Annotated in this window: 13 protein-coding genes and 3 rRNA genes; 6 read left to right on the top strand and 10 right to left on the bottom strand. The window is 68.5% G+C overall.

The features are described 5' to 3' along the window. Positions 1 to 60: 60 nt before the first annotated feature. From AC4OXY_RS21970 to mtnA, 4 genes are read right to left on the bottom strand one after another with little or no spacing between them, the layout of a single operon-like run. Positions 61 to 1,902 carry an LpqB family beta-propeller domain-containing protein gene (locus AC4OXY_RS21970; RefSeq protein ID WP_491994480.1) on the bottom strand — a complete coding sequence of 614 codons (1,842 nt, stop codon included), beginning with the start codon at positions 1,900 to 1,902 and terminating at the stop codon, positions 61 to 63. Then, positions 1,892 to 4,006 carry an MtrAB system histidine kinase MtrB gene (gene mtrB / locus AC4OXY_RS21975; protein ID WP_356031733.1) on the bottom strand — a complete coding sequence of 705 codons (2,115 nt, stop codon included), beginning with the start codon at positions 4,004 to 4,006 and terminating at the stop codon, positions 1,892 to 1,894. Before mtrB ends, AC4OXY_RS21970 begins: the two co-directional genes overlap by 11 nt. A 1-nt stretch (position 4,007) precedes the next feature. Then, positions 4,008 to 4,697, bottom strand: coding sequence for a two-component system response regulator MtrA (mtrA, locus tag AC4OXY_RS21980; RefSeq protein ID WP_191870552.1), 690 nt, complete (start codon positions 4,695 to 4,697; stop codon positions 4,008 to 4,010). A gap of 4 nt (positions 4,698 to 4,701) precedes the next feature. Continuing rightward, the gene (gene mtnA / locus AC4OXY_RS21985; protein ID WP_491994481.1) at positions 4,702 to 5,844 is read right to left on the bottom strand and encodes an S-methyl-5-thioribose-1-phosphate isomerase; all 1,143 of its coding nucleotides are present in this window, start codon (positions 5,842 to 5,844) and stop codon (positions 4,702 to 4,704) included. Positions 5,845 to 5,984: 140 nt separating this feature from the next. Between mtnA and AC4OXY_RS21990 the strand changes: the two genes are divergently transcribed. Genes AC4OXY_RS21990 through AC4OXY_RS22010 form a run of 5 tightly spaced genes read left to right on the top strand, consistent with a single transcriptional unit; the run spans position 5,985 to position 11,631 of the window. Continuing rightward, positions 5,985 to 7,355 (top strand): DUF7847 domain-containing protein, encoded by a 1,371-nt coding sequence (locus AC4OXY_RS21990; RefSeq protein ID WP_491994482.1) that lies wholly within the window; start codon positions 5,985 to 5,987, stop codon positions 7,353 to 7,355. 4 nt (positions 7,356 to 7,359) lie between these two features. Further along, the gene (locus AC4OXY_RS21995; protein WP_491994483.1) at positions 7,360 to 8,139 is read left to right on the top strand and encodes a DUF4129 domain-containing protein; all 780 of its coding nucleotides are present in this window, start codon (positions 7,360 to 7,362) and stop codon (positions 8,137 to 8,139) included. Beyond that, positions 8,136 to 9,332, top strand: a complete 1,197-nt coding sequence (locus AC4OXY_RS22000; protein WP_491994484.1) for a DUF4350 domain-containing protein — start codon at positions 8,136 to 8,138, stop codon at positions 9,330 to 9,332. Before AC4OXY_RS21995 ends, AC4OXY_RS22000 begins: the two co-directional genes overlap by 4 nt. Beyond that, the gene (locus AC4OXY_RS22005; protein WP_356031762.1) at positions 9,332 to 10,321 is read left to right on the top strand and encodes an AAA family ATPase; all 990 of its coding nucleotides are present in this window, start codon (positions 9,332 to 9,334) and stop codon (positions 10,319 to 10,321) included. Before AC4OXY_RS22000 ends, AC4OXY_RS22005 begins: the two co-directional genes overlap by 1 nt. Then, positions 10,321 to 11,631 carry a DUF58 domain-containing protein gene (locus AC4OXY_RS22010; RefSeq protein ID WP_491994485.1) on the top strand — a complete coding sequence of 437 codons (1,311 nt, stop codon included), beginning with the start codon at positions 10,321 to 10,323 and terminating at the stop codon, positions 11,629 to 11,631. Before AC4OXY_RS22005 ends, AC4OXY_RS22010 begins: the two co-directional genes overlap by 1 nt. Before the next feature lie 89 nt (positions 11,632 to 11,720). Here AC4OXY_RS22010 and rrf read toward each other — a convergent pair. The 4 genes from rrf to AC4OXY_RS22030 all read right to left on the bottom strand — a co-directional run bounded on the left by rrf (position 11,721) and on the right by AC4OXY_RS22030 (position 18,451). Further along, positions 11,721 to 11,837: ribosomal RNA gene (gene rrf / locus AC4OXY_RS22015) — 5S ribosomal RNA — on the bottom strand. 82 nt (positions 11,838 to 11,919) lie between these two features. Continuing rightward, positions 11,920 to 15,038, bottom strand: a 23S ribosomal RNA gene (locus AC4OXY_RS22020). Positions 15,039 to 15,350: 312 nt separating this feature from the next. Beyond that, positions 15,351 to 16,876: ribosomal RNA gene (locus AC4OXY_RS22025) — 16S ribosomal RNA — on the bottom strand. Together the 16S, 23S and 5S rRNA genes form the textbook arrangement of a ribosomal RNA operon. Positions 16,877 to 17,443: 567 nt before the next feature. Then, positions 17,444 to 18,451, bottom strand: coding sequence for a stage II sporulation protein M (locus AC4OXY_RS22030; protein WP_376287138.1), 1,008 nt, complete (start codon positions 18,449 to 18,451; stop codon positions 17,444 to 17,446). A gap of 151 nt (positions 18,452 to 18,602) precedes the next feature. On the opposite strand from AC4OXY_RS22030, the gene AC4OXY_RS22035 reads away from it, so the two are divergent. Then, complete coding sequence (locus AC4OXY_RS22035; RefSeq protein WP_491994486.1) at positions 18,603 to 19,586, top strand: RDD family protein; 984 nt, start codon at positions 18,603 to 18,605, stop codon at positions 19,584 to 19,586. Positions 19,587 to 19,628: 42 nt separating this feature from the next. Here AC4OXY_RS22035 and AC4OXY_RS22040 read toward each other — a convergent pair whose 3' ends face one another. Further along, entirely contained in the window at positions 19,629 to 20,243 is a 615-nt protein-coding gene (locus tag AC4OXY_RS22040; protein WP_362823269.1) for a hypothetical protein, read from the bottom strand. A 201-nt stretch (positions 20,244 to 20,444) separates the two neighbouring features. Continuing rightward, the gene (ahcY, locus tag AC4OXY_RS22045; protein WP_491994487.1) at positions 20,445 to 21,902 is read right to left on the bottom strand and encodes an adenosylhomocysteinase; all 1,458 of its coding nucleotides are present in this window, start codon (positions 21,900 to 21,902) and stop codon (positions 20,445 to 20,447) included. Positions 21,903 to 22,349: the final 447 nt, after the last annotated feature.

Here is a 22,349-nt window from a genome sequence, read left to right on the forward strand (position 1 = left end):
GTGCGGAACGCCGCGCTCGGCGCGCCCGCGGCCGCGCCCGCCCCGCAGACGGCAGGGCCGTCAGCCCGGATAGACCGGTGCCGTTCCGTCCTTGTCCACCTTCTGCCACTGCGCTCCGGACGGCAGCCGTACGATCCCGTCGTCCTCGGAGTAGGCCACCAGCGGCACCCGCTCGTCCTCGGACGCGGCGATGGCCTTGACGCCGGTGAGCGCACCGGGCGTCGGACCGTCCAGCGTGGAGCCGTCGACCTGGACGTACCGCATCTGCAACACGCCGCCCTGCTCCCGGCCCACCGCGAGCAGCCTGCTGTCCCCGGCCCACGACATGGCGCTGACCTGCTCCAAGTCCGGCGCCGCCGAACGCAGTTCCACCACCGAGGTGCCCTGTCCGGTGCCGTCGTCGCGCTGGATCCGGCCGATGAGCAGGGACTGCTCGCCGTCCTTCTTCTCCACGACCAGTGCGATCCGTACCCCGTCGGCCGCCACCCGGGCGTCCTTGATCCGGCCGGACAGCTCCGGGACCGCGACCTCCTGCGGCTTGGCGGCGCCCTGCTCCACGACGTACAGGCGCGCGTGGTGCGGGTCCCGGTCAGCCACCCACAGATCGCCGCGGGCGTCCCAGCTCGGTGCCGTCAGCCGGTCGCCCTCGGTCGGGCCCGCGCTGGTCACCAGCGCGTTGCCGAGCGAACCGCCCGAGGCCAGCGACGTCACGTACAACGACTTCCCGGCGTCACCGACGCCGGCCGCACTGTGCTCGTCGCGCGAGACGGCAACCGACTCCAGGCCCTTGTCGCTCTCACCGAACACACCCGGCACCGGAAGCGCTCCGGTAGCCGTGCTCCCCGTCGGCATCCGCACCAACCGGTGCTTGCCGTCGAGGAAGTACAGGTACTCCGGGCTCTTGGCCGACCCGTGCCAGGCGGCTGACTCGGCGCGCTCCTCGCTCAGGTCGCACAGCCTGCGGTCGTCGGCGCCCTGCAGCTCGACCGACTCCAGCGTCGGCGCCAGGTTCCGCAGCGTGAACAGCACCTGCGTCGCCATCTCGGTGCACTTGCCCGGCGTGACCTGGGACGCCTTGAGGTTCAGCGGCACCGTCAGCCTGTTCTGGTCGTCGGGCGCCAGCCCCGACACGTCCTTCTGCAAGGCCGTACCGGTCGGGAACCCGGACCTGACGACCGGGCCGAGCCAGCTGGTCGGGCCGTTCAGCAGCGAGCGGACCATCTGCGTCATCGCGTCGACCTTGCTGCGCACGAACACCGGATCAGCCACCGCCACCGGCTGCCCGCTCGGCCCGCCCGTCGTGTCCGAGGCGAAGTAGTACTTGTCGACGGACGTGTAGTTGCGCTGGAAGTCCGACTTGCCCATCACGACGCCGTCGGGCAGCCCGTCGATGCGCCACTGTCCGGTCTTGGTGCTCCGCGTGAGGTGCACCTTCTTGCGGTAGGAGCCGTCGGTGGGCTCGTACGCCTGCTGCGCGTCCACGGTCGCGACCTGGGTGCCCGCGAGGACACAGGTGACGCTGTCGGTCGGCTCCTGGCCGGCGCCCGCGCGGCAGTCGGTCTCGATGCTCGGCCCGTTCGCGAGGACCGTGGTCGACCGCTCCGGGCGCCACCTGCGCGCCGCGTCGTCCGACAGATACTTGCGAGCCGTGTCGTACGAGGGATCGTCGCTGGTCAGCGCCTCCAGGAAGCCCTGCATGATCTCGGCCGGACCCGCGCCCTCGGCCGGCGGCATCGCGAACACCCGCACCCCGGTGTCCTGCCGGGGCGTGGACTCCACGTTCCGCAGGTCCCCGCTGTCGGGCATCGAGGCACAGCCCGCCAGCAGGACGACTCCCAGAGCGGCGTACGCCACCGCGCGCCCGGGTCTTTGCCGGGCGCCCCCCTTGCGGTCAGCGGCCACGAAATGCCTCCCCTGGCTGGGTCGAGTCCTCCGGTGCGGCCGCATCCGGCCGGGCCGCATCCGCGCTGGCCGCGGATCCCGCGGCGGGCCCCTCGTCCGGGCGCCGCGCACCGCCGCTGGGGCGGGGCACCACACGGGCACCGTTGCCGTTGCCGGGCAGGGCCGTCGGGCCGACGGCCGGGGTGGCCCCGGCCAGCCGCGGCGCGATCGGCGCGCGCGGCGGCAGCGCGGGCGCCTGGGCGCCGCCCTGCTGCACCGGAACCGTGGCCCGCTTCTCCCCGCCCCCGCCGGGCAGCCCGGCCTCGTCCAGGCCTCGGTTACGGCGTGAGTCCTTGGGCTCCAGCGGTATCGGCGAGCCCCGCAGCGGCTCGTCGGCGGTCCTCGGCAGCGTCAGCCGGAACTGCGAGCCGCCCCCCGGCTCGCCCCAGGCCTGCAGCCAGCCGCCGTGCAGCCTGGCGTCCTCCAGGGCGATCGACAGCCCGAGGCCCGTACCACCGGTGGTACGCGCGCGTGCCGGGTCCGCCCGCCAGAACCGGCTGAAGACACGCGTGGCCTCGCCCGGCTTGAGCCCGACGCCGTAGTCGCGCACCGCGACGGCGACCGCGCCGCCCGCCGAGGCGAGCTTGACGACGACGTCCCTGCCCTCGCCGTGCTCGACGGCGTTGACCACGAGGTTGCGCAGCACGCGCTCCACGCGGCGGGCGTCCGCCTCGGCGACCACGGGCTGCTGGTCGCCGAGCACGCGTATGTGCGTGCCCTTGCGCTCCGCGAGCGGCTCGGCACCGCTGACCACGCGCCGGACGACCTCCCTGAGATCTATCGGCTCGGCCTCCAGCGCCGCCGCGCCCGCGTCGAACCGGCTGATCTCCAGCAGATCCGCCAGCAGCGACTCGAACCGGTCCAGCTGGTCGGCGAGCAGCTCGGCCGACCGCGCGGTCACCGGGTCGAAATCCTCACGCGCCTCGTGGATGACGTCGGCCGCCATCCTGACGGTGGTCAGCGGTGTGCGCAGCTCGTGCGAGACGTCCGACACGAACCGACGCTGCATCCGCGACAGGTCCTCCAGCTGCTGGATCTTCACCTGGAGGTTCTGCGCCATCTTGTTGAAGGCCTCGCCGAGGCGCGCGATGTCGTCCTCGCCGGTGACCTTCATCCGCTCCTGCAACCGCCCGGCGGACAGCCGCTCGGCGATCCCGGCCGCCATCCGCACCGGCGTGACGACCTGCCGCACCACCAGCCAGGCGATGGCCCCGAGCAGCACGACGACGAACAGCCCGGCGGTCGCGAGCGTGCCCTTGACCAGGCTGAGGGACTTCTCCTCCTGCGTGAGCGGGAAGAGGTAGTACAGCTCGTACGGCCGCCCGTTGGGGTCGTTGACCTGCTTGCCGATGACCAGCGCCGGCTGCGAGTCCTTGCCGTTGGAGTAGACGATCCGCGTGTAGCTCTGGGCGGCCGTCGTACCGCTGTTGACCCGCTCGCGCAGGTCCGCGGGCACGCTGGAGGTCGGGTTGACGTTGCCGGAACCGCGCGGGCTGCGTCCGCCGCCGCTGTCGTCACCGACGGGCAGCGTCACCACGTCGAAGGCGCCCGCGCCACCGCTGGACAGCGACTCCACGAGGTCACTCATCCACTGGATGACGTTCTGCGACTGCCGCCCGTCCGCGGTCGAGGTGCCGTCGCCCGTGGCGGGGGCCGCGTTCGTCCCCGTGGCGGTCCCGCTCGCCGCCTCGTCCGCCTTCTGCTTGGCCACCGCGAACCCGCCGGTGGCCTGGCTCTGCGAGGCCTTCACCTTCGCGTCCAGCAGGCCGTTGCGCACCTGCCCGATCACGACGAAGCCCAGCAGCAGGACGACGCCCAGCGACATCAGCAGGGTCGTGGCGACGACCCTGAGCTGGATGTTGCGCCGCCACAGCCGCATCACCGGCAGCAGCGGACGGCGCACCCAGCGCAGGAACAGCCGCAGGACCGGACTGCCCTGGACCCCGCCCTGGAGCAGCCCGCCCTCGAAGAGCCGCCCGAACCGCGCACCCGCGCTCCGGCCGACAGGCCGCCCCTGACGGGCCCCGGACCGGCCGGGAGCCGAAGCGGCGCTGTCCCCGGACATGTCAGCTCGGTCCGGCCTTGTAACCGACACCACGGACGGTCACCACGATCTCCGGCCGCTCCGGGTCCTTCTCGACCTTGGATCGCAGCCGCTGGACATGCACGTTGACCAGCCGCGTGTCGGCGGCGTGCCGGTACCCCCACACCTGCTCGAGCAGCACCTCGCGCGTGAACACCTGCCACGGCTTGCGCGCGAGCGCGACCAGCAGGTCGAACTCCAGCGGGGTCAGCGCGATCGACTGCCCGTCACGCTTCACCGAGTGCCCGGCCACGTCGATGACCAGGTCACCGATGGTCAGCTGCTCCGGCGCCGGCTCCTCCGACCTCCGCAGCCGCGCCCGGATCCGGGCCACCAGCTCCTTCGGCTTGAACGGCTTGACGATGTAGTCATCGGCGCCCGACTCCAGGCCCACGACGACATCGACGGTGTCGCTCTTCGCCGTGAGCATCACGATCGGCACCCCGGACTCCGCCCGGATCAGCCTGCACACCTCGATGCCGTCCCGTCCGGGCAGCATCAGGTCGAGCAGCACCAGATCGGGCTTGGTCTCGCGGAAAGCGGCCAGCGCCTTGTCGCCGTCGGCTACGAAAGACGGCTCAAAACCTTCACCACGCAGCACGATGCCGAGCATCTCGGCCAGTGCGGTGTCGTCGTCGACGACAAGGACTCGTCCCTTCATAAACGACATCATCCCATTAGCTAATCGTTACCTGGCGTGACCTCGCACACAGCTCCGCAAGAGCCTCGGCGGTCACGGGCGAAACGGCTCCCCCCTCGGTGACGATGGCCGTCACCAGCTCGGGCGGCGTCACGTCGAACGCCGGGTTGTACGCCTGGGTCCCCAGGGGTGCCACCGGAATCCCGCCTCCCGCTCCCGTCACCGGCACCTGGGGTGCTGTGATCTCCGTCACCTCAAAGCCGGGGCGCTGCTCGACCTCGATGGACGCCCCGTCGGGAGTGTCCGGATCGATCGTCGTCACCGGCGCCACCACGATGAACGGCACATGGTGGTACCGCGCCAGCACAGCGAGCGGATAGCTCCCCACCTTGTTCGCCACCGAACCGTCGGCCGCGATGCGGTCCGCCCCGATCAGCACCGCGTCCACCTCACCCGCCGCGAACAGGGAACCCGCCGCGTTGTCGGTGAGCAAGGTGTACGCCATGCCACTGCGTGCCGCTTCGTACGCCGTCAGGCGAGCACCTTGCAGCAACGGACGCGTTTCGTCCACCCACAACCGCCGCAACCGCCCCTCACGGTGCGCCTGGAGGGCCACCGCGAAGGCCGTGCCCTCCCCGCCCGACACCAGCGGACCGGTGTTGCAATGGGTGAGAATCCGGTGCCCACCGCCGGACAGCAACTCGTCCAGCAGCGCCAGACCGTGCGCCGCCATCCGGGCGCTGGCCTCGGCATCCTCGCGGTGCAGCGTCCGCGCGGCGGCCAGCGCCGCGGCTGCCGCCGCTTCGGGATCGCCGCTCTTCGCCAGCGCCGCCCGGTGCGCCGCCTCGACCCGGCGCACCCCGACGGACAGATTCACCGCAGTGGGCCGGGCGCCCTCCAGCGCCCGCGCCGCCTCGGCCACGTCGAAGCCCCGCGCGGCGGCGAGCGCGACGCCGTACGCCCCGGCGATCCCGAGCAGCGGCGCCCCGCGCACGGCGAGCGAACGGATCGCCTCCACCAGCGCCGGCGCGTCCGTGCACACCAGCTCGACCTCCTCCGCCGGAAGCCGCGTCTGATCGAGAAGGACCAGCACAGGACCTTCGGGTGGTTCCTCCCATCGGACCACAGGTATCTCGGTCGACCGCTTGTCCCCGTCGCTTCGCGCCTGCTGATCAGCCATGTGATCAGTCTGCCCCGGATCCCGCGGACAATTGAAGGAGTCCGGCGCCCACCGCGGCAGGTCCGGGGACAACCACCCCATGGCACGATGGCTGCCAACCTGCCGCCGCGACAGCGGACCGGCACCGAGAAGGAGCTTCGATGACAGACACTCCGGGCTGGGCCTCGCCCGGATCCGCCCCGTCGTCCGAGGGTCGGGAACCCGGCGTGTCCGGCCCCGCCGAGCCCGCCGACCGCCCCGCCGATGCCGAGCCCGCGCCGCAGCCGGTCACCGACGCGCAGGGCCCAGGCGCGAAGTGGTCCAAGGAACAGCCGCCGCCCGGCCAGTGGTCCGCCCCCACCGGTGCCCCCGGCCCGCACCAGGCCCCGCCGCCCCCACCGCCCGGCCCGGGCTGGGGCGGACAGCAGCCCGGCACACCGGGCCCCGGCGGCTACGGCGGCGGCTACGCGGGCCCGCCCACCGGCTACGGCGCCCCCGGCGGCTACGGAGCCTGGGGCGGCGGCTGGGGCGGCCCCCCGCCCGCGGCCAAGCCCGGTGTCATCCCGCTCCGCCCGCTCGGCGTCGGCGAGATCCTCGACGGCGCCGTCTCCACCATGCGCACCTACTGGCGCACGGTGCTCGGCATCTCGCTGACCGTCGCCCTGGTCATGAACGTCAGCATGGTCCTGCTGCAGGGCTTCGTGCTGAACGACGTCCAGACCACGGTCAGCGACCCCAACGCCACCCCCTCCGAAGCACTCCACGCCCTGCGCGACACCATGATCGGCACCGGCGTCCTCTCGGTGATCCGCACGGCCGCCATGCTCATCGCGACCGCCCTGCTCACCACCATCACCAGCCGGGCCGTCCTCGGCCGGCCGGTCACCACCCGGGAGAGCTGGCGCGACGCCCGGCCTCAGATCCTGAAACTGCTCGGGCTGCTCATCCTGCTGGCCCTGATCTTCGTCGGCGCGATCTTCGCCGGGGCACTGCCCGGCCTGCTCGTCCTGATCGCCGGCGGCGGCGACAACGCCGGAGCGGCACTGCTCGCCCTGGGCTTCCTCGGCGGCACCATCATCGGCGTGTGGCTGCTGATCCGCTACTACCTCGCCGCCCCCGCCCTGATGCTGGAGCGGCAGGGCGTCGTGAAGTCCCTGAAGCGCTCGGCGAAGCTCGTGCGCGGCTCCTGGTGGCGCATCTTCGGCATCATGCTGCTCACCCTCCTCATCACCCTCATCGTCTCGGCCGTCGTGACCATCCCCTTCACCCTCATCGGGGCCGCCGCGAGCGGTGACGGCATGAACGACCTGCTCGGCGCCAACGGCGGGCACATCGGCTGGACCACCCTGATCGTCCAAGGAATCGGCGCGCTGGTCGGCGCCACGCTCACCCTCCCCATCAGCGCCGGCGTCACCGTGCTCCTCTACATCGACCAGCGCATCCGCCGCGAGGCCCTCGACCTCGAACTGGCCCGCGCCGCCGGTGTCCAGGGCTACGGCACCGGCACCCCCGGTCCCGTCCCGGGGAGCTGATGCGGTGAGTCTCACGGGGGGAGTTCTCACGGCGGCGGCCCCGGCCGGCGTCGGCAACACGGTCGTACGCGGCCTGCTGCGCGCGTCGGACACGGCCGTCCGCGCAGCAGGCGGCTCGGGCGGCAAACCGCCGGTGACCCTCTCACGCGACCCCGCGCGAGAGGCGGCTCGGCGCGAACTGTCCAAGCGCATGTACCACGAGAACGAACCCGGCCTGTTCCAGCGCGCCCTGAACGCGTTCTGGGACTGGCTCGACCGGCTGCTCGGCTCGGCCGCCTCCGCGACACCCGGCGGCACGCTCGGCCTGGTCGTCGTGATCCTGTTCATCGTCGCCGTCCTGGCCGCCCTGTGGTGGCGCCTGGGCACCCCGCGCCGCCAACCCGCCTCCACCGCCGTCCTGTTCGACGACCGCCCCCGCAGCGCCGCCGAACACCGCGCGGCCGGCGAGGCACACGCGGCCCAGGGCCACTGGAACCAGGCCGTCCAGGAACGCATGCGGGCCATCGTCCGCTCCCTGGAGGAACGGGCCCTGCTCGACGTCCGCCCCGGCCGCACCGCCGACGAAGCGGCCACCGAAGCCGGCCGCACACTCCCGGCACACACGGACCGACTCGCCTCCGCGGCACGGGAGTTCGACGACATCACATACGGCGGGCGCAGCGGGAACGAGCAGTCGTACCAACGCATCGCCGAACTCGACCGCGACCTGGAACGCACCAGGCCCGCCCTCGCCCACAGCGCCGTGAGCACAGCCCACAACGCCCGCCAAGGGGCGGCCCGGTGACCGCCGAGGCCTCCGCGCCGACCACCTCCACAGCGCCCACCGCCCGCCAGGTGTGGACCCGCGCGCGAGGCATCACGCTCGCCGTCGTCCTGCTCCTCGCGGCGGCCATCGCCATGGCCGCCGTACGCTCCACCGCCCGGCACGGCGAACTGGACCCGCGCTCCGCCGACCCCTACGGCAGCCGCGCCGTCGCCCAACTCCTCGCCGACCGCGGCATTTCCACCCGCGTGGTCACCACCCTCGGCCAGGCGCGAGCCGCCACCGGCCCGGACACCACCCTCCTGGTCGCCGTACCCGACCTGCTGACGACCCGCCAACAGGAGCAGTTGCACCAGGCGACCGCGACCTCCGGCGGACGCGCCGTCCTGGTCGCAGCCGGCAGCTGGTCCATCGAGCGGCTCGCGCCCGGGGTCACCGCGGACCCCACCACCAGCAGCCGTGACACTCTCGCCCCCGGCTGCGCCCTCCCAGAGGCCCGGCGCGCGGGCAGCGCAGACACCGGCGGCATCCGCTACACCACCACCCGCCTCGACGCCGAACGCTGCTACCCCAGCGCACGCCTCGCCACCCTGCTGCGCATCCCCGCGGCATCCGGGACGGGCGACACCGTCGTGCTCGGCGCCCCCGACATCCTCTACAACGACCGCCTCGACAAGCAGGGCAACGCCTCGCTCGCCCTCCAACTCCTCGGCTCCCGCCCCCATCTGGTCTGGTACCTCCCCTCGCTCGCCGACACCTCGGCCGCCCACGACGGCGACCAGAAGAACTTCCTCGACCTGCTCCCCTCGGGCTGGCTCTGGGGCACGCTCCAGCTCTTCATCGCGGCCGCTCTCGCCGCCTTGTGGCGGGCACGCCGCTTCGGCCCCCTCGTGCCCGAAAGACTCCCCGTCGCGATCCGCGCCTCCGAAACCGCCGAAGGCCGCGCCCGCCTCTACCGCAAAGCCGACGCCCGCGACCGCGCGGCCGCCGCTCTTCGCTCCGCCACCCGCACCCGGCTCGCCCCCCTCGTCGGCGTCCCCGTCGCCCAGGCGCACGCGCCCGAGGCCCTGCTACCCGCCCTGGCCGCCCACCGCTCCGGCGACGGACAGACCCTGCACCCCCTCCTCTTCGGACCGCCGCCCCGCGACGACGCGGCCCTCATCGCACTGACCGACCAACTCGACGCCCTCGAAAGAGAGGTACGCCATTCATGATGGACCCGACCACTGACAACGCCGGGACCACCGGGGACGCGGGCACCGCCCGGGCCTCTCTGGAAGCCCTGCGCGCCGAGATCGCCAAAGCCGTGGTCGGCCAGGACCCCGCCGTGACCGGCCTCGTCGTCGCCCTCCTCTGCCGCGGACACGTCCTCCTCGAAGGAGTCCCCGGAGTCGCCAAGACGCTCCTCGTCCGCACCCTCGCCTCGGCCCTCGAACTCGACACCAAACGCGTCCAGTTCACCCCCGACCTGATGCCGAGCGACGTCACCGGCTCCCTCGTCTACGACACCCGCACCGCCGAGTTCTCCTTCCAGGAAGGCCCGGTCTTCACCAACCTCCTCCTCGCGGACGAGATCAACCGCACCCCGCCCAAGACCCAGTCCTCCCTCCTCGAAGCCATGGAGGAACGCCAGGTCACGGTCGACGGCACCCCACGCCCGCTCCCCGACCCCTTCCTGGTCGCCGCGACGCAGAACCCCGTCGAATACGAGGGCACCTATCCCCTCCCGGAAGCCCAACTCGACCGCTTCCTGCTCAAACTGACGATCCCTCTGCCCTCCCGCCAGGACGAGATCGACGTCCTCACCCGCCACGCCTCCGGCTTCAACCCGCGCGACCTGCGCGCCGCCGGCGTACGCCCCGTCGCCGGCCCCGCCGACCTCGACGCGGCCCGCGCAGCCGTCGCCAAGACGACCGTCTCCCCCGAGATCGCCGCCTACGTCGTGGACATCTGCCGCGCCACCCGCGAGTCGCCCTCGCTCACCCTCGGCGTCTCCCCGCGCGGGGCCACGGCCCTCCTCGCCACCTCGCGCGCCTGGGCGTGGCTCACCGGCCGCGACTACGTCATCCCCGACGACGTCAAGGCGCTCGCCCTGCCCACTCTGCGCCACCGTGTCCAACTGCGCCCCGAGGCCGAGATGGAGGGCGTTACCGCCGACTCCGTCATCAACGCCGTCCTCGCCCACGTCCCGGTCCCCCGCTGATGGCACTCACCGGACGCGCCGCCCTGCTCGCGGCCCTCGGCTCGATCCCCGTCGGCGTCCTGGAACCCGGCTGGACAGGCCTCCTCGCGGTCAACGGCCCCCTGGCACTGGCCTGCGCCTGCGACTTCGCTCTCGCCGCCCCCGTACGACGTCTCGCCCTGACCCGCTCCGGCGACACCTCCACGCGCCTCGGCGAGACCGCCGACGTCACGCTCACACTCGCCAACCCGTCCCGCCGCCCCCTGCGGGCACAGCTACGGGACGCCTGGCCACCGAGCAGCTGGCAGCCCGGCACCGAGATCGAGGCCTCCCGCCACCGCCTGACCGTCCCCCCGGGTGAGCGCAGGCGCGTGACGACCCGACTGCGCCCCACACGCCGCGGCGACCGACGGGCCGACCGCGTCACGATCCGCTCCTACGGCCCACTCGGCCTGTTCTCCCGCCAGGGCACGCACATGCTGCCCTGGACTGTACGGGTTCTGCCCCCGTTCACCAGCCGAAAGCATCTCCCGTCGAAACTCGCCCGATTGCGTGAACTGGACGGCCGCACCAGCGTGCTGACACGCGGCGAGGGAACCGAGTTCGACAGCCTGCGCGAGTACGTTCCCGGCGACGACACCCGCTCGATCGACTGGCGAGCCACCGCCCGGCAGTCCGCCGTCGCCGTCCGCACCTGGCGCCCGGAACGCGACCGGCACATCCTGCTGGTTCTGGACACCGGCCGCACCTCCGCCGGCCGCGTGGGCGACGCCCCGCGCCTCGACGCCTCCATGGACGCGGCCCTGCTCCTCGCCGCGCTCGCCTCCCGGGCCGGCGACCGTGTGGCGCTCCTGGCGTACGACCGCCGGGTACGCGCCCTCGTCCAGGGCCGCTCCGCAGGGGACGTCCTGCCGTCCCTGGTCCACGCGATGGCCTCGCTCGAACCGGAACTCGTCGAAACGGACGCACGCGGCCTCACCGCCACGGCACTCCGTACGGCGCCACGCCGGTCCTTGATCGTCCTGCTCACCGCACTCGACGCCGCCCCGATGGAACAGGGCCTTCTCCCACTGCTCCCGCAGCTCACGCAACGGCACACGGTTCTGGTCGCCTCGGTGGCGGACCCGCACATCGCGCGCATGGGCAAGGCCCGGGGCAACGCAGAGGCGGTGTACGAGGCCGCGGCGGCGGCTCAGGCACAGAGCGAGCGTCGGAACACCGCAGGACAGCTCCGTCGTCATGGGGTGACGGTGGTGGACGCGACCCCCGAAAACCTGGCGCCGACGCTGGCGGACGCGTATCTCGCTCTGAAAGCGGCGGGCCGGCTCTGAGAGGAGCCCGCCCCGCCGTTCTTCGGGAACAAAAGTAGGTGAAACGCAGAAAGGCCCACGCCTGATGGCGTGGGCCTTTCCCAAAATTTGTTCGGCGGCGTCCTACTCTCCCACAGGGTCCCCCCTGCAGTACCATCGGCGCTGTGAGGCTTAGCTTCCGGGTTCGGAATGTAACCGGGCGTTTCCCTCACGCTATGACCACCGAAACACTATGAAACTGACAACCGGACCGCCTGTTCGGCGGGGCTGTTCGTGGTTTCAGAACCAACACAGTGGACGCGAGCAACTGAGGACAAGCCCTCGGCCTATTAGTACCGGTCACCTCCACACCTCACGGTGCTTCCAGATCCGGCCTATCAACCCAGTCGTCTACTGGGAGCCTTACCCCATCAAGTGGGTGGGAGTCCTCATCTCGAAGCAGGCTTCCCGCTTAGATGCTTTCAGCGGTTATCCCTCCCGAACGTAGCCAACCAGCCATGCCCTTGGCAGAACAACTGGCACACCAGAGGTTCGTCCGTCCCGGTCCTCTCGTACTAGGGACAGCCCTTCTCAAGACTCCTACGCGCACAGCGGATAGGGACCGAACTGTCTCACGACGTTCTAAACCCAGCTCGCGTACCGCTTTAATGGGCGAACAGCCCAACCCTTGGGACCGACTCCAGCCCCAGGATGCGACGAGCCGACATCGAGGTGCCAAACCATCCCGTCGATATGGACTCTTGGGGAAGATCAGCCTGTTATCCCCGGGGTACCTTTTATCCGTTGAGCGACGGCGCTTCCACAAGCCACCGCCGGATCACTAGTCCCGACTTTCGTCCCTGCTCGACCCGTCGGTCTCACAGTCAAGCTCCCTTGTGCACTTACACTCAACACCTGATTGCCAACCAGGCTGAGGGAACCTTTGGGCGCCTCCGTTACTCTTTAGGAGGCAACCGCCCCAGTTAAACTACCCATCAGACACTGTCCCTGATCCGGATCACGGACCCAGGTTAGACATCCAGCACGACCAGACTGGTATTTCAACGACGACTCCACGAACACTGGCGTGCCCGCTTCAAAGTCTCCCAGCTATCCTACACAAGCCGAACCGAACACCAATATCAAACTGTAGTAAAGGTCCCGGGGTCTTTCCGTCCTGCTGCGCGAAACGAGCATCTTTACTCGTAGTGCAATTTCACCGGGCCTATGGTTGAGACAGTCGAGAAGTCGTTACGCCATTCGTGCAGGTCGGAACTTACCCGACAAGGAATTTCGCTACCTTAGGATGGTTATAGTTACCACCGCCGTTTACTGGCGCTTAAGTTCTCAGCTTCGCCCCACCGAAATGGAGCTAACCGGTCCCCTTAACGTTCCAGCACCGGGCAGGCGTCAGTCCGTATACATCGCCTTACGGCTTCGCACGGACCTGTGTTTTTAGTAAACAGTCGCTTCTCGCTGGTCTCTGCGGCCACCCCCAGCTCTGGCAGCAAGTGCCGTCACCAGACGTGGCCCCCCTTCTCCCGAAGTTACGGGGGCATTTTGCCGAGTTCCTTAACCATAGTTCACCCGAACGCCTCGGTATTCTCTACCTGACCACCTGAGTCGGTTTAGGGTACGGGCCGCCATGAAACTCGCTAGAGGCTTTTCTCGACAGCATAGGATCATCCACTTCACCACAATCGGCTCGGCATCAGGTCTCACCCTGCATGAGTGGCGGATTTGCCTACCACTCGGGCTACACCCTTACCCCGGGACAACCACCGCCCGGGATGGACTACCTTCCTGCGTCACCCCATCACTCACCTACTAACCGCTTGGTCCGGCGGCTCCACCACTTTCCATTCCCCGAAGGGTCCGGAACGGCTTCACGGCCTTAGCATCACGATGCTCGATGTTTGACGCTTCACAGCGGGTACCGGAATATCAACCGGTTATCCATCGACTACGCCTGTCGGCCTCGCCTTAGGTCCCGACTTACCCTGGGCAGATCAGCTTGACCCAGGAACCCTTAGTCAATCGGCGCAAACGTTTCTCACGTTTGTATCGCTACTCATGCCTGCATTCTCACTCGTCAACCGTCCACGACTACCTTCCAGTGCCGCTTCACCCGGCAGACGACGCTCCCCTACCCATCCACACAGGCGTTGGCCCTATTGTGTGAATGACACGACTTCGGCGGTACGCTTGAGCCCCGCTACATTGTCGGCGCGGAATCACTAGACCAGTGAGCTATTACGCACTCTTTCAAGGGTGGCTGCTTCTAAGCCAACCTCCTGGTTGTCTGTGCGACTCCACATCCTTTCCCACTTAGCGTACGCTTAGGGGCCTTAGTCGATGCTCTGGGCTGTTTCCCTCTCGACCATGGAGCTTATCCCCCACAGTCTCACTGCCGCGCTCTCACTTACCGGCATTCGGAGTTTGGCTAAGGTCAGTAACCCGGTAGGGCCCATCGCCTATCCAGTGCTCTACCTCCGGCAAGAAACACACGACGCTGCACCTAAATGCATTTCGGGGAGAACCAGCTATCACGGAGTTTGATTGGCCTTTCACCCCTAACCACAGGTCATCCCCCAGGTTTTCAACCCTGGTGGGTTCGGTCCTCCACGAAGTCTTACCTCCGCTTCAACCTGCCCATGGCTAGATCACTCCGCTTCGGGTCTTGAGCGTGCTACTGAATCGCCCTGTTCGGACTCGCTTTCGCTACGGCTTCCCCACCCGGGTTAACCTCGCAACACACCGCAAACTCGCAGGCTCATTCTTCAAAAGGCACGCAGTCACGAGAATGTGCAAGCACATTCCGACGCTCCCACGGCTTGTAGGCACACGGTTTCAGGTACTATTTCACTCCCCTCCCGGGGTACTTTTCACCATTCCCTCACGGTACTATCCGCTATCGGTCACCAGGGAATATTTAGGCTTAGCGGGTGGTCCCGCCAGATTCACACGGGATTTCTCGGGCCCCGTGCTACTTGGGTGTCTCTCAAACGAGCCGCTGACGTTTCGACTACGGGGGTCTTACCCTCTACGCCGGACCTTTCGCATGTCCTTCGCCTACATCAACGGTTTCTGACTCGTCTCACGGCCGGCAGACCGTGAAAGAGAGATCCCACAACCCCCACGACGCAACCCCTGCCGGGTCTCACACGCCATAGGTTTGGCCTCATCCGGTTTCGCTCGCCACTACTCCCGGAATCACGGTTGTTTTCTCTTCCTGAGGGTACTGAGATGTTTCACTTCCCCTCGTTCCCTCCACACTGCCTATGTGTTCAGCAGCGGGTGACAGCCCATGACGACTGCCGGGTTTCCCCATTCGGAAACCCCCGGATCAAAGCCTGGTTGACGACTCCCCGGGGACTATCGCGGCCTCCCACGTCCTTCATCGGTTCCTGGTGCCAAGGCATCCACCGTGCGCCCTTAAAAACTTGGCCACAGATGCTCGCGTCCACTGTGCAGTTCTCAAACAACGACCAGCCACCCATCACCCCGAACCCATAAGGTCCGAGTGCACTGGGGCCGGCGACTGAGGAGAAGATCAGATCATTCCCTCAGACACCCAACAGCGTGCCCGGCACGACCAGCCGACCAGATCAGCGTTCCACGCCCCGAAGAGCAGTACTAGCGCCTGGTCCGTCCTGGACCGTGCCGAATAATCAACGTTCCACCCATGAGCAACCAGCATCGGACACTCGCCGATGTACTGGCCTCTGACCGAGCAGAGCCCGGTAAGAAGTGCTCCTTAGAAAGGAGGTGATCCAGCCGCACCTTCCGGTACGGCTACCTTGTTACGACTTCGTCCCAATCGCTAGTCCCACCTTCGACGACTCCCTCCCACAAGGGGTTGGGCCACCGGCTTCGGGTGTTACCAACTTTCGTGACGTGACGGGCGGTGTGTACAAGGCCCGGGAACGTATTCACCGCAGCAATGCTGATCTGCGATTACTAGCAACTCCGACTTCATGGGGTCGAGTTGCAGACCCCAATCCGAACTGAGACCGGCTTTTTGAGATTCGCTCCACCTCACGGTATCGCAGCTCATTGTACCGGCCATTGTAGCACGTGTGCAGCCCAAGACATAAGGGGCATGATGACTTGACGTCGTCCCCACCTTCCTCCGAGTTGACCCCGGCGGTCTCCTGTGAGTCCCCATCACCCCGAAGGGCATGCTGGCAACACAGAACAAGGGTTGCGCTCGTTGCGGGACTTAACCCAACATCTCACGACACGAGCTGACGACAGCCATGCACCACCTGTACACCGACCACAAGGGGGGCACTATCTCTAATGCTTTCCGGTGTATGTCAAGCCTTGGTAAGGTTCTTCGCGTTGCGTCGAATTAAGCCACATGCTCCGCTGCTTGTGCGGGCCCCCGTCAATTCCTTTGAGTTTTAGCCTTGCGGCCGTACTCCCCAGGCGGGGAACTTAATGCGTTAGCTGCGGCACCGACGACGTGGAATGTCGCCAACACCTAGTTCCCACCGTTTACGGCGTGGACTACCAGGGTATCTAATCCTGTTCGCTCCCCACGCTTTCGCTCCTCAGCGTCAGTAATGGCCCAGAGATCCGCCTTCGCCACCGGTGTTCCTCCTGATATCTGCGCATTTCACCGCTACACCAGGAATTCCGATCTCCCCTACCACACTCTAGCTAGCCCGTATCGAATGCAGACCCGGGGTTAAGCCCCGGGCTTTCACACCCGACGTGACAAGCCGCCTACGAGCTCTTTACGCCCAATAATTCCGGACAACGCTTGCGCCCTACGTATTACCGCGGCTGCTGGCACGTAGTTAGCCGGCGCTTCTTCTGCAGGTACCGTCACTTGCGCTTCTTCCCTGCTGAAAGAGGTTTACAACCCGAAGGCCGTCATCCCTCACGCGGCGTCGCTGCATCAGGCTTTCGCCCATTGTGCAATATTCCCCACTGCTGCCTCCCGTAGGAGTCTGGGCCGTGTCTCAGTCCCAGTGTGGCCGGTCGCCCTCTCAGGCCGGCTACCCGTCGTCGCCTTGGTGAGCCATTACCTCACCAACAAGCTGATAGGCCGCGGGCTCATCCTTCACCGCCGGAGCTTTACACCGTCAAGGATGCCCAAGACGGTCATATCCGGTATTAGACCCCGTTTCCAGGGCTTGTCCCAGAGTGAAGGGCAGATTGCCCACGTGTTACTCACCCGTTCGCCACTAATCCACCCCGAAGGGCTTCATCGTTCGACTTGCATGTGTTAAGCACGCCGCCAGCGTTCGTCCTGAGCCAGGATCAAACTCTCCGTGAATGTTTACCGGTAATCCGGTCGAACACCACGAGAGCGGAACCAGGAGGAGGAATAGTCCTCCCGGTTCACAGCGTCCTCGCTGTGTTTTTCAAAGGAACCTCGCCCCGGTCGTGATGACCGGAGACGGGGTATCAACTAATCTGGCGTTGATTTTTGGCACGCTGTTGAGTTCTCAAGGAACGGTCGCTTCCTTTGTACTCACCCTCTCGGGCTTTCCTCCGGGCTTCCCTTCGGTGTTTCCGACTCTATCAGATCTTTTCTCGATCCGATTTCCTCGGTGCTTTCCAGGTTCCCGCTCCGCTTTCGCTTCGCGTTTCCCTTTCCGGCGGTTCCGACTTTATCAGAAGTTCTTGGCCGGTCTGACCGGCCGCTCATTTCTGAGTAATCGGGAGGTGCTTCTTCGAGAAGTCGTTCTCGACTTTTCTCAGGAAGCTTGTAGATTCTAACGCTCGCCACCGAGCTTGTCCAGCTCTAGGCAACTGTTTGAATCTACCTCCCCACGCCACCCGTGTCAACGGGTTTGCGGGGCGAAGAGGAGACTAGCAGCTCACAGACGTGGATCGCACATCAGGCAGCGGTGGGGACGCCGGCGCTGCGGTCCGTCGCTTCGAGATCGCCCGTCTCGCCGGCGCGTACGGCTCGGCCGCCCAGGACGTAGACGTACGTCAGGAATGCGAGCTCGACCGCGATGCCGATGCCGATGCGGGCCCAGGTGGGCAGGCCGGAGGGGGTGACGAAGCCTTCGATGGCGCCGGAGACGAAGAGGACCAGGGCCAGACCGATCGCCATGCCGACCGCGGCCCGTCCCTCCTCGGCGAGAGCGGTACGGCGGGTGCGGGGACCCGGGTCTATGAGGGTCCAGCCCAGGCGCAGGCCCGTACCGGCGGCGACGAAGACGGCGGTCAGTTCGAGCAGGCCGTGCGGGAGGACCAGCCCCAGGAAGGTGTCGAGGCGGCCGGCGGAGGACATCAGGCCGAACCCGACGCCCAGGTTGAGCATGTTCTCGAAGAGGATCCACAGGACGGGCAGCCCCAGGAACACCCCCAGGACCAGGCACATCGCGGCCGCCTGGGCGTTGTTCGTCCACACCTGGGCGGCGAAGGCGGCCGCGGGGTGGCTGGAGTAGTACGTCTCGTACTCGCCGCCGGGGCGGGTCAGCTCGCGCAGCTGGCCCGGGGCCGCGATGGACGACTGCACGTCCGGGTGGGTGCCGATCCACCAGCCGAGCAGGATCGCGATGACCGTGGACACAAGTGCTGTGGGTACCCACCAATGGCGCGCGCGATAGACGGCTGCCGGGAAGCCCTGGCCCAGGAAGCGCGTGACGTCACGCCATGAAGCGCGGCGGGTGCCGGTGACGGCGCTACGCGCGCGTGCCACCAGCTGGCTGAGCCGTCCCGTCAGTTGCGGGTCCGGAGCGCTGGACTGGATGAGGGAGAGGTGAGTGGCGGTGCGCTGGTAGAGCGCGACGAGTTCGTCGGCTTCGGCGCCGTTGAGACGGCGCCGGCGGCGGAGCAGGGCGTCGAGGCGGTCCCATTCGGCACGGTGCGCGGAGACGAAGACGTCCAGGTCCATCGGGTCTGCCTGCTCCTCGGCTGGTCGTCGACAGCTCGTCCGCTCGTCGTGGATGCTCGCATCTACTGTCAGCTTGTCGCACTGGGGCGCGATGCGCCCACAGCTTGGCAGACTTGCGGTTCCGGGGGCAGATCGGGGAAGGGCGGCGGGCGTGAGTGAGCTGGTGACCGGCGAGGCGGTGGCGCTCGAACTGCTGCCGGCGAGGCTGCCGAGCAGGGCGCTGGCCGTGTTGTTCGACCTGGTGGTGGCCGTGACCGCGTACGTCGTGGTCACGGTGGCGCTGGTGATGTCGACGGCCTCGATGGACGAGGCTGCGCAGGTGGCCCTGTCGATCGCGACGTTTCTGCTGGTGCTGGTCGGCGGTCCGATCGCGGTGGAGACGCTCAGTCATGGGCGGTCGCTCGGGAAGCTGGCCTTCGGGCTTCGGGTGGTGCGGGACGACGGCGGACCGATCCGGTTCCGGCATGCGCTGGTGCGCGGCGCGATCGGTGTGGTCGAGATCCTGCTGACGTTCGGTGTGGTGGCCTGCATCGCCTCGCTGGTGTCCGCGCGGGGCCGGCGGCTCGGGGACGTGTTCGCGGGCACGCTCGTCGTCCGTGAGCGAATACCCGCCGGTCCGGCCGGGTTCGTGCCGCCTCCGCCGCCGTGGCTCGTGGGGCGGTTCGCCGAGCTGGACCTGTCTGCCGTGCCGGACGGGCTGTGGCTGGCCGTGCGGCAGTACCTGACGCGGATGACGCAGCTCGATCCGCAGGTCTCCGTGGGGATGGCGCAGCGGCTGGCGGCCGATCTCGCGGCGCGTACGGGTGCTTCGGTGTCGCCGGATCTGCCGGCCGCCGCCTTTCTCGCGGCCGTGGTGCACGAGCGGCAGTCCCGTGAGGTCCGGCAGGCGTTCGGTGCCGGCGGTTTCGCCCCGGCCGCGGGGCGGACCGGCACGCCGACGGCACCCGCCGCTCCTCAGCCGCCGCCCGCTCCTGTCGCGGGCCCTCCGTGGAACGTCGTTCCGCCGGCCGGACCGCAGGACCGGGATCCGCGGCGGCCGCAGACGCCCGTCACGCCGTCGGCCGCGCATGCCGCACGGCCGGTGGAGGAGCCGTCGGCCGACCGCCCGTCCACCGGATTCGCACCGCCGGCCTGAGGCGGGGTCCGAGGAGTACTCGGCGGTCGGGTTCCGCCGCGTTCAGTCGAAGGACGACGGCGGTGTCTCAAGCTCCTCCAGCTCGATGCCGGGCGCGGCCAGAACGACGTCGCCGGCGATGTGGACGCTGTGCCGTTCGCCGGTGTCCAGGGCTGTGACCTGGTATTCGTCCACGGTCAGGGGGCCGTTGTCAGTGGCGTGTGCTTCGCTGTTCACCAAGGCCCAGGACTGGTCCACGGTGCGGGGGGCGAGGACGGGATCCGTGAAGGCGACCAGGCGTACGCGGGTCGCGGCGGACGAGGGGGTGAGGCGCAGCAGACGGGCAGTGGCGACGAGGAACGCGGGGGACGTGCCGGTGAAGGCGTGGGCGCGCACATTGCCTTCGGTGGCATGGGTTCCGGTGGGGTCGGTGCGGACCCAGGTGACGCCGTCGAGGGCGGCGCCTCGCACCTGCCAGCCTCCCGCGTGCAGTTCGAGGCGGATGGGGCGGCCGAGGTCGTCCAGGGCGAGGTCGACCGAGCCGTGCTGATCACCGGCGGGGCCGGTCAGCCGGGAGACGTAGCGCCAGCCGGACGGGCCGGGGGCGCATTGGAAGTGCTCTTCTGCGAGGGGGGTGTGATCATGCGGATCGTGGAGCGAATAACGGCCGCGGGGCATGGGGGTCCTGGGGCTTGACGGGCTGACGGCCCGGGCCGGTTCAGCCGGTCCGGACTGGCTCCGGGGCCGGCTGACGGTTCCGGGAAAGGGGCAGGCCCCCGGCACGGGGGTGCGGGGGCCTGCCTCGGGAGACCTGCTGTCGGGGAGCGCGGCGGTGCACCGGCGTGCTCCCCGGCGAGCGGGGCTACGGAACCCGGGGGCTCAGTAGCGGTAGTGGTCCGGCTTGAACGGGCCGTCGACCTCGACACCGATGTACGCGGCCTGCTCCGGACGCAGCGTGGTCAGCTTCACGCCGAGGGAGGCCAGGTGGAGGCGGGCGACCTTCTCGTCCAGGTGCTTGGGCAGCGTGTACACACCGACCGGGTACTCGTCCGGCTTGGTGAACAGCTCGATCTGGGCCAGGGTCTGGTCCGCGAAGGAGTTGGACATCACGAACGACGGGTGACCGGTGGCGTTGCCCAGGTTGAGCAGGCGGCCCTCGGACAGCACGATGATCTTCTTGCCGTCCGGGAAGGTCCAGGTGTGGACCTGCGGCTTGACCTCGTCCTTCACGATGCCCGGGATCTTCGCCAGACCGGCCATGTCGATCTCGTTGTCGAAGTGACCGATGTTGCCGACGATCGCCTGGTGCTTCATCTTGGCCATGTCCGCGGCCATGATGATGTCCTTGTTGCCCGTCGTGGTGACGAAGATGTCGGCCTTGTCGATGACCTCGTCGAGGGTCGTCACCTGGTAGCCGTCCATCGCCGCCTGGAGCGCGCAGATCGGGTCGATCTCGGTGACGATCACGCGGGCGCCCTGTCCGCGCAGGGACTCCGCGCAGCCCTTGCCCACGTCGCCGTAGCCGCAGACGACCGCGGTCTTGCCGCCGATCAGGACGTCGGTTGCGCGGTTGATGCCGTCGACCAGCGAGTGGCGGCAGCCGTACTTGTTGTCGAACTTCGACTTGGTGACGGCGTCGTTGACGTTGATCGCCGGGAACAGGAGGACGCCGTCGCGCTGCATCTCGTACAGGCGGTGGACGCCCGTCGTGGTCTCCTCCGTCACGCCGCGGATCTCGGAGGCCAGCTGGGTCCACTTCTGCGAGCCGTCCGTGATGGTGCGGTGCAGGAGGTCGAGGATGACGCGGTGCTCGTCGGACTCGGCGGTGTCCAGGCCGGGGACCTTGCCGTCCTTCTCGTACTCGACGCCCTTGTGGACGAGGAGGGTGGCGTCACCGCCGTCGTCCAGGATCATGTTCGGGCCGCCGGTGGGGCTGTCCGGCCAGGTCAGCGCCTGCTCCGTGCACCACCAGTACTCCTCCAGGGTCTCGCCCTTCCAGGCGAAGACCGGGACGCCCTGCGGGTTGTCGGGCGTGCCGTTCGGGCCGACGGCGATGGCGGCGGCCGCGTGGTCCTGGGTGGAGAAGATGTTGCAGGAGGCCCAGCGGACCCGCGCGCCCAGGGCGACGAGGGTCTCGATGAGCACGGCGGTCTGGACGGTCATGTGCAGGGAGCCGGTGACGCGGGCGCCGGCCAGGGGCTGCGCCTCGGCGTACTCCTTGCGGATCGCCATCAGGCCGGGCATCTCGTGCTCGGCGAGGGTGATCTCCTTGCGGCCGAACTCGGCCAGCGAGAGATCGGCGACCTTGAAGTCCTGTCGGTTGTCGACAGTCGTCATTACGAGCTGCTCCTCGGAGTCGGGATCGAGGTGGATACGGCTGATCTGCGCGGCGGCGGACACACGGGTGCCCGCGAAGAGCACACAGGCATGCCCCCGTACGCGCAGCGCAGTCCGTCGGAGGCCCTCTCTCCCTCGGCCGGTCCGCGAGGACCGCCCGACCGCCATCAGCAGCGACGTCTGGCTCCGTCCCAAGCTACACCGGAGGGCCGGGTCGCCCCCAGTCCGCCGCCGCAAGGTTCGAGCCACTGGGAGGGCGGTTTCGAGCGGCACTGCGGGGGCAGGAGGCGTGCCGGCAGGGGTGCGAATCCCCGGGGACGGGCGCCCGCAGACCGGGATGAACAGGAACTTTCGCCTCTGAGCTCCGAGGGGAGGGTGCGGCAGGATGCAGGGGGCCGGGAATCCCGGTCCGCGCTCGCGGGGTGTCCGGGACGGCACCGCGCGCGA

The sequence above is a fragment of the Streptomyces sp. HUAS MG56 genome (assembly GCF_058673395.1).

What these genes read in the sequence shown, in the direction of transcription:
- mtrB (WP_356031733.1), bottom strand. Translation starts at nt 4,006, where the DNA reads ATGTCCGGGGACAGCGCCGCTTCGGCTCCCGGCCGGTCCGGGGCCCGT.
- mtrA (WP_191870552.1), bottom strand. Translation starts at nt 4,697, where the DNA reads ATGATGTCGTTTATGAAGGGACGAGTCCTTGTCGTCGACGACGACACC.
- mtnA (WP_491994481.1), bottom strand. Translation starts at nt 5,844, where the DNA reads ATGGCTGATCAGCAGGCGCGAAGCGACGGGGACAAGCGGTCGACCGAG.
- AC4OXY_RS21990 (WP_491994482.1), top strand. Translation starts at nt 5,985, where the DNA reads ATGACAGACACTCCGGGCTGGGCCTCGCCCGGATCCGCCCCGTCGTCC.
- AC4OXY_RS22005 (WP_356031762.1), top strand. Translation starts at nt 9,332, where the DNA reads ATGGACCCGACCACTGACAACGCCGGGACCACCGGGGACGCGGGCACC.
- AC4OXY_RS22010 (WP_491994485.1), top strand. Translation starts at nt 10,321, where the DNA reads ATGGCACTCACCGGACGCGCCGCCCTGCTCGCGGCCCTCGGCTCGATC.
- AC4OXY_RS22030 (WP_376287138.1), bottom strand. Translation starts at nt 18,451, where the DNA reads ATGGACCTGGACGTCTTCGTCTCCGCGCACCGTGCCGAATGGGACCGC.
- AC4OXY_RS22040 (WP_362823269.1), bottom strand. Translation starts at nt 20,243, where the DNA reads ATGCCCCGCGGCCGTTATTCGCTCCACGATCCGCATGATCACACCCCC.
- ahcY (WP_491994487.1), bottom strand. Translation starts at nt 21,902, where the DNA reads ATGACGACTGTCGACAACCGACAGGACTTCAAGGTCGCCGATCTCTCG.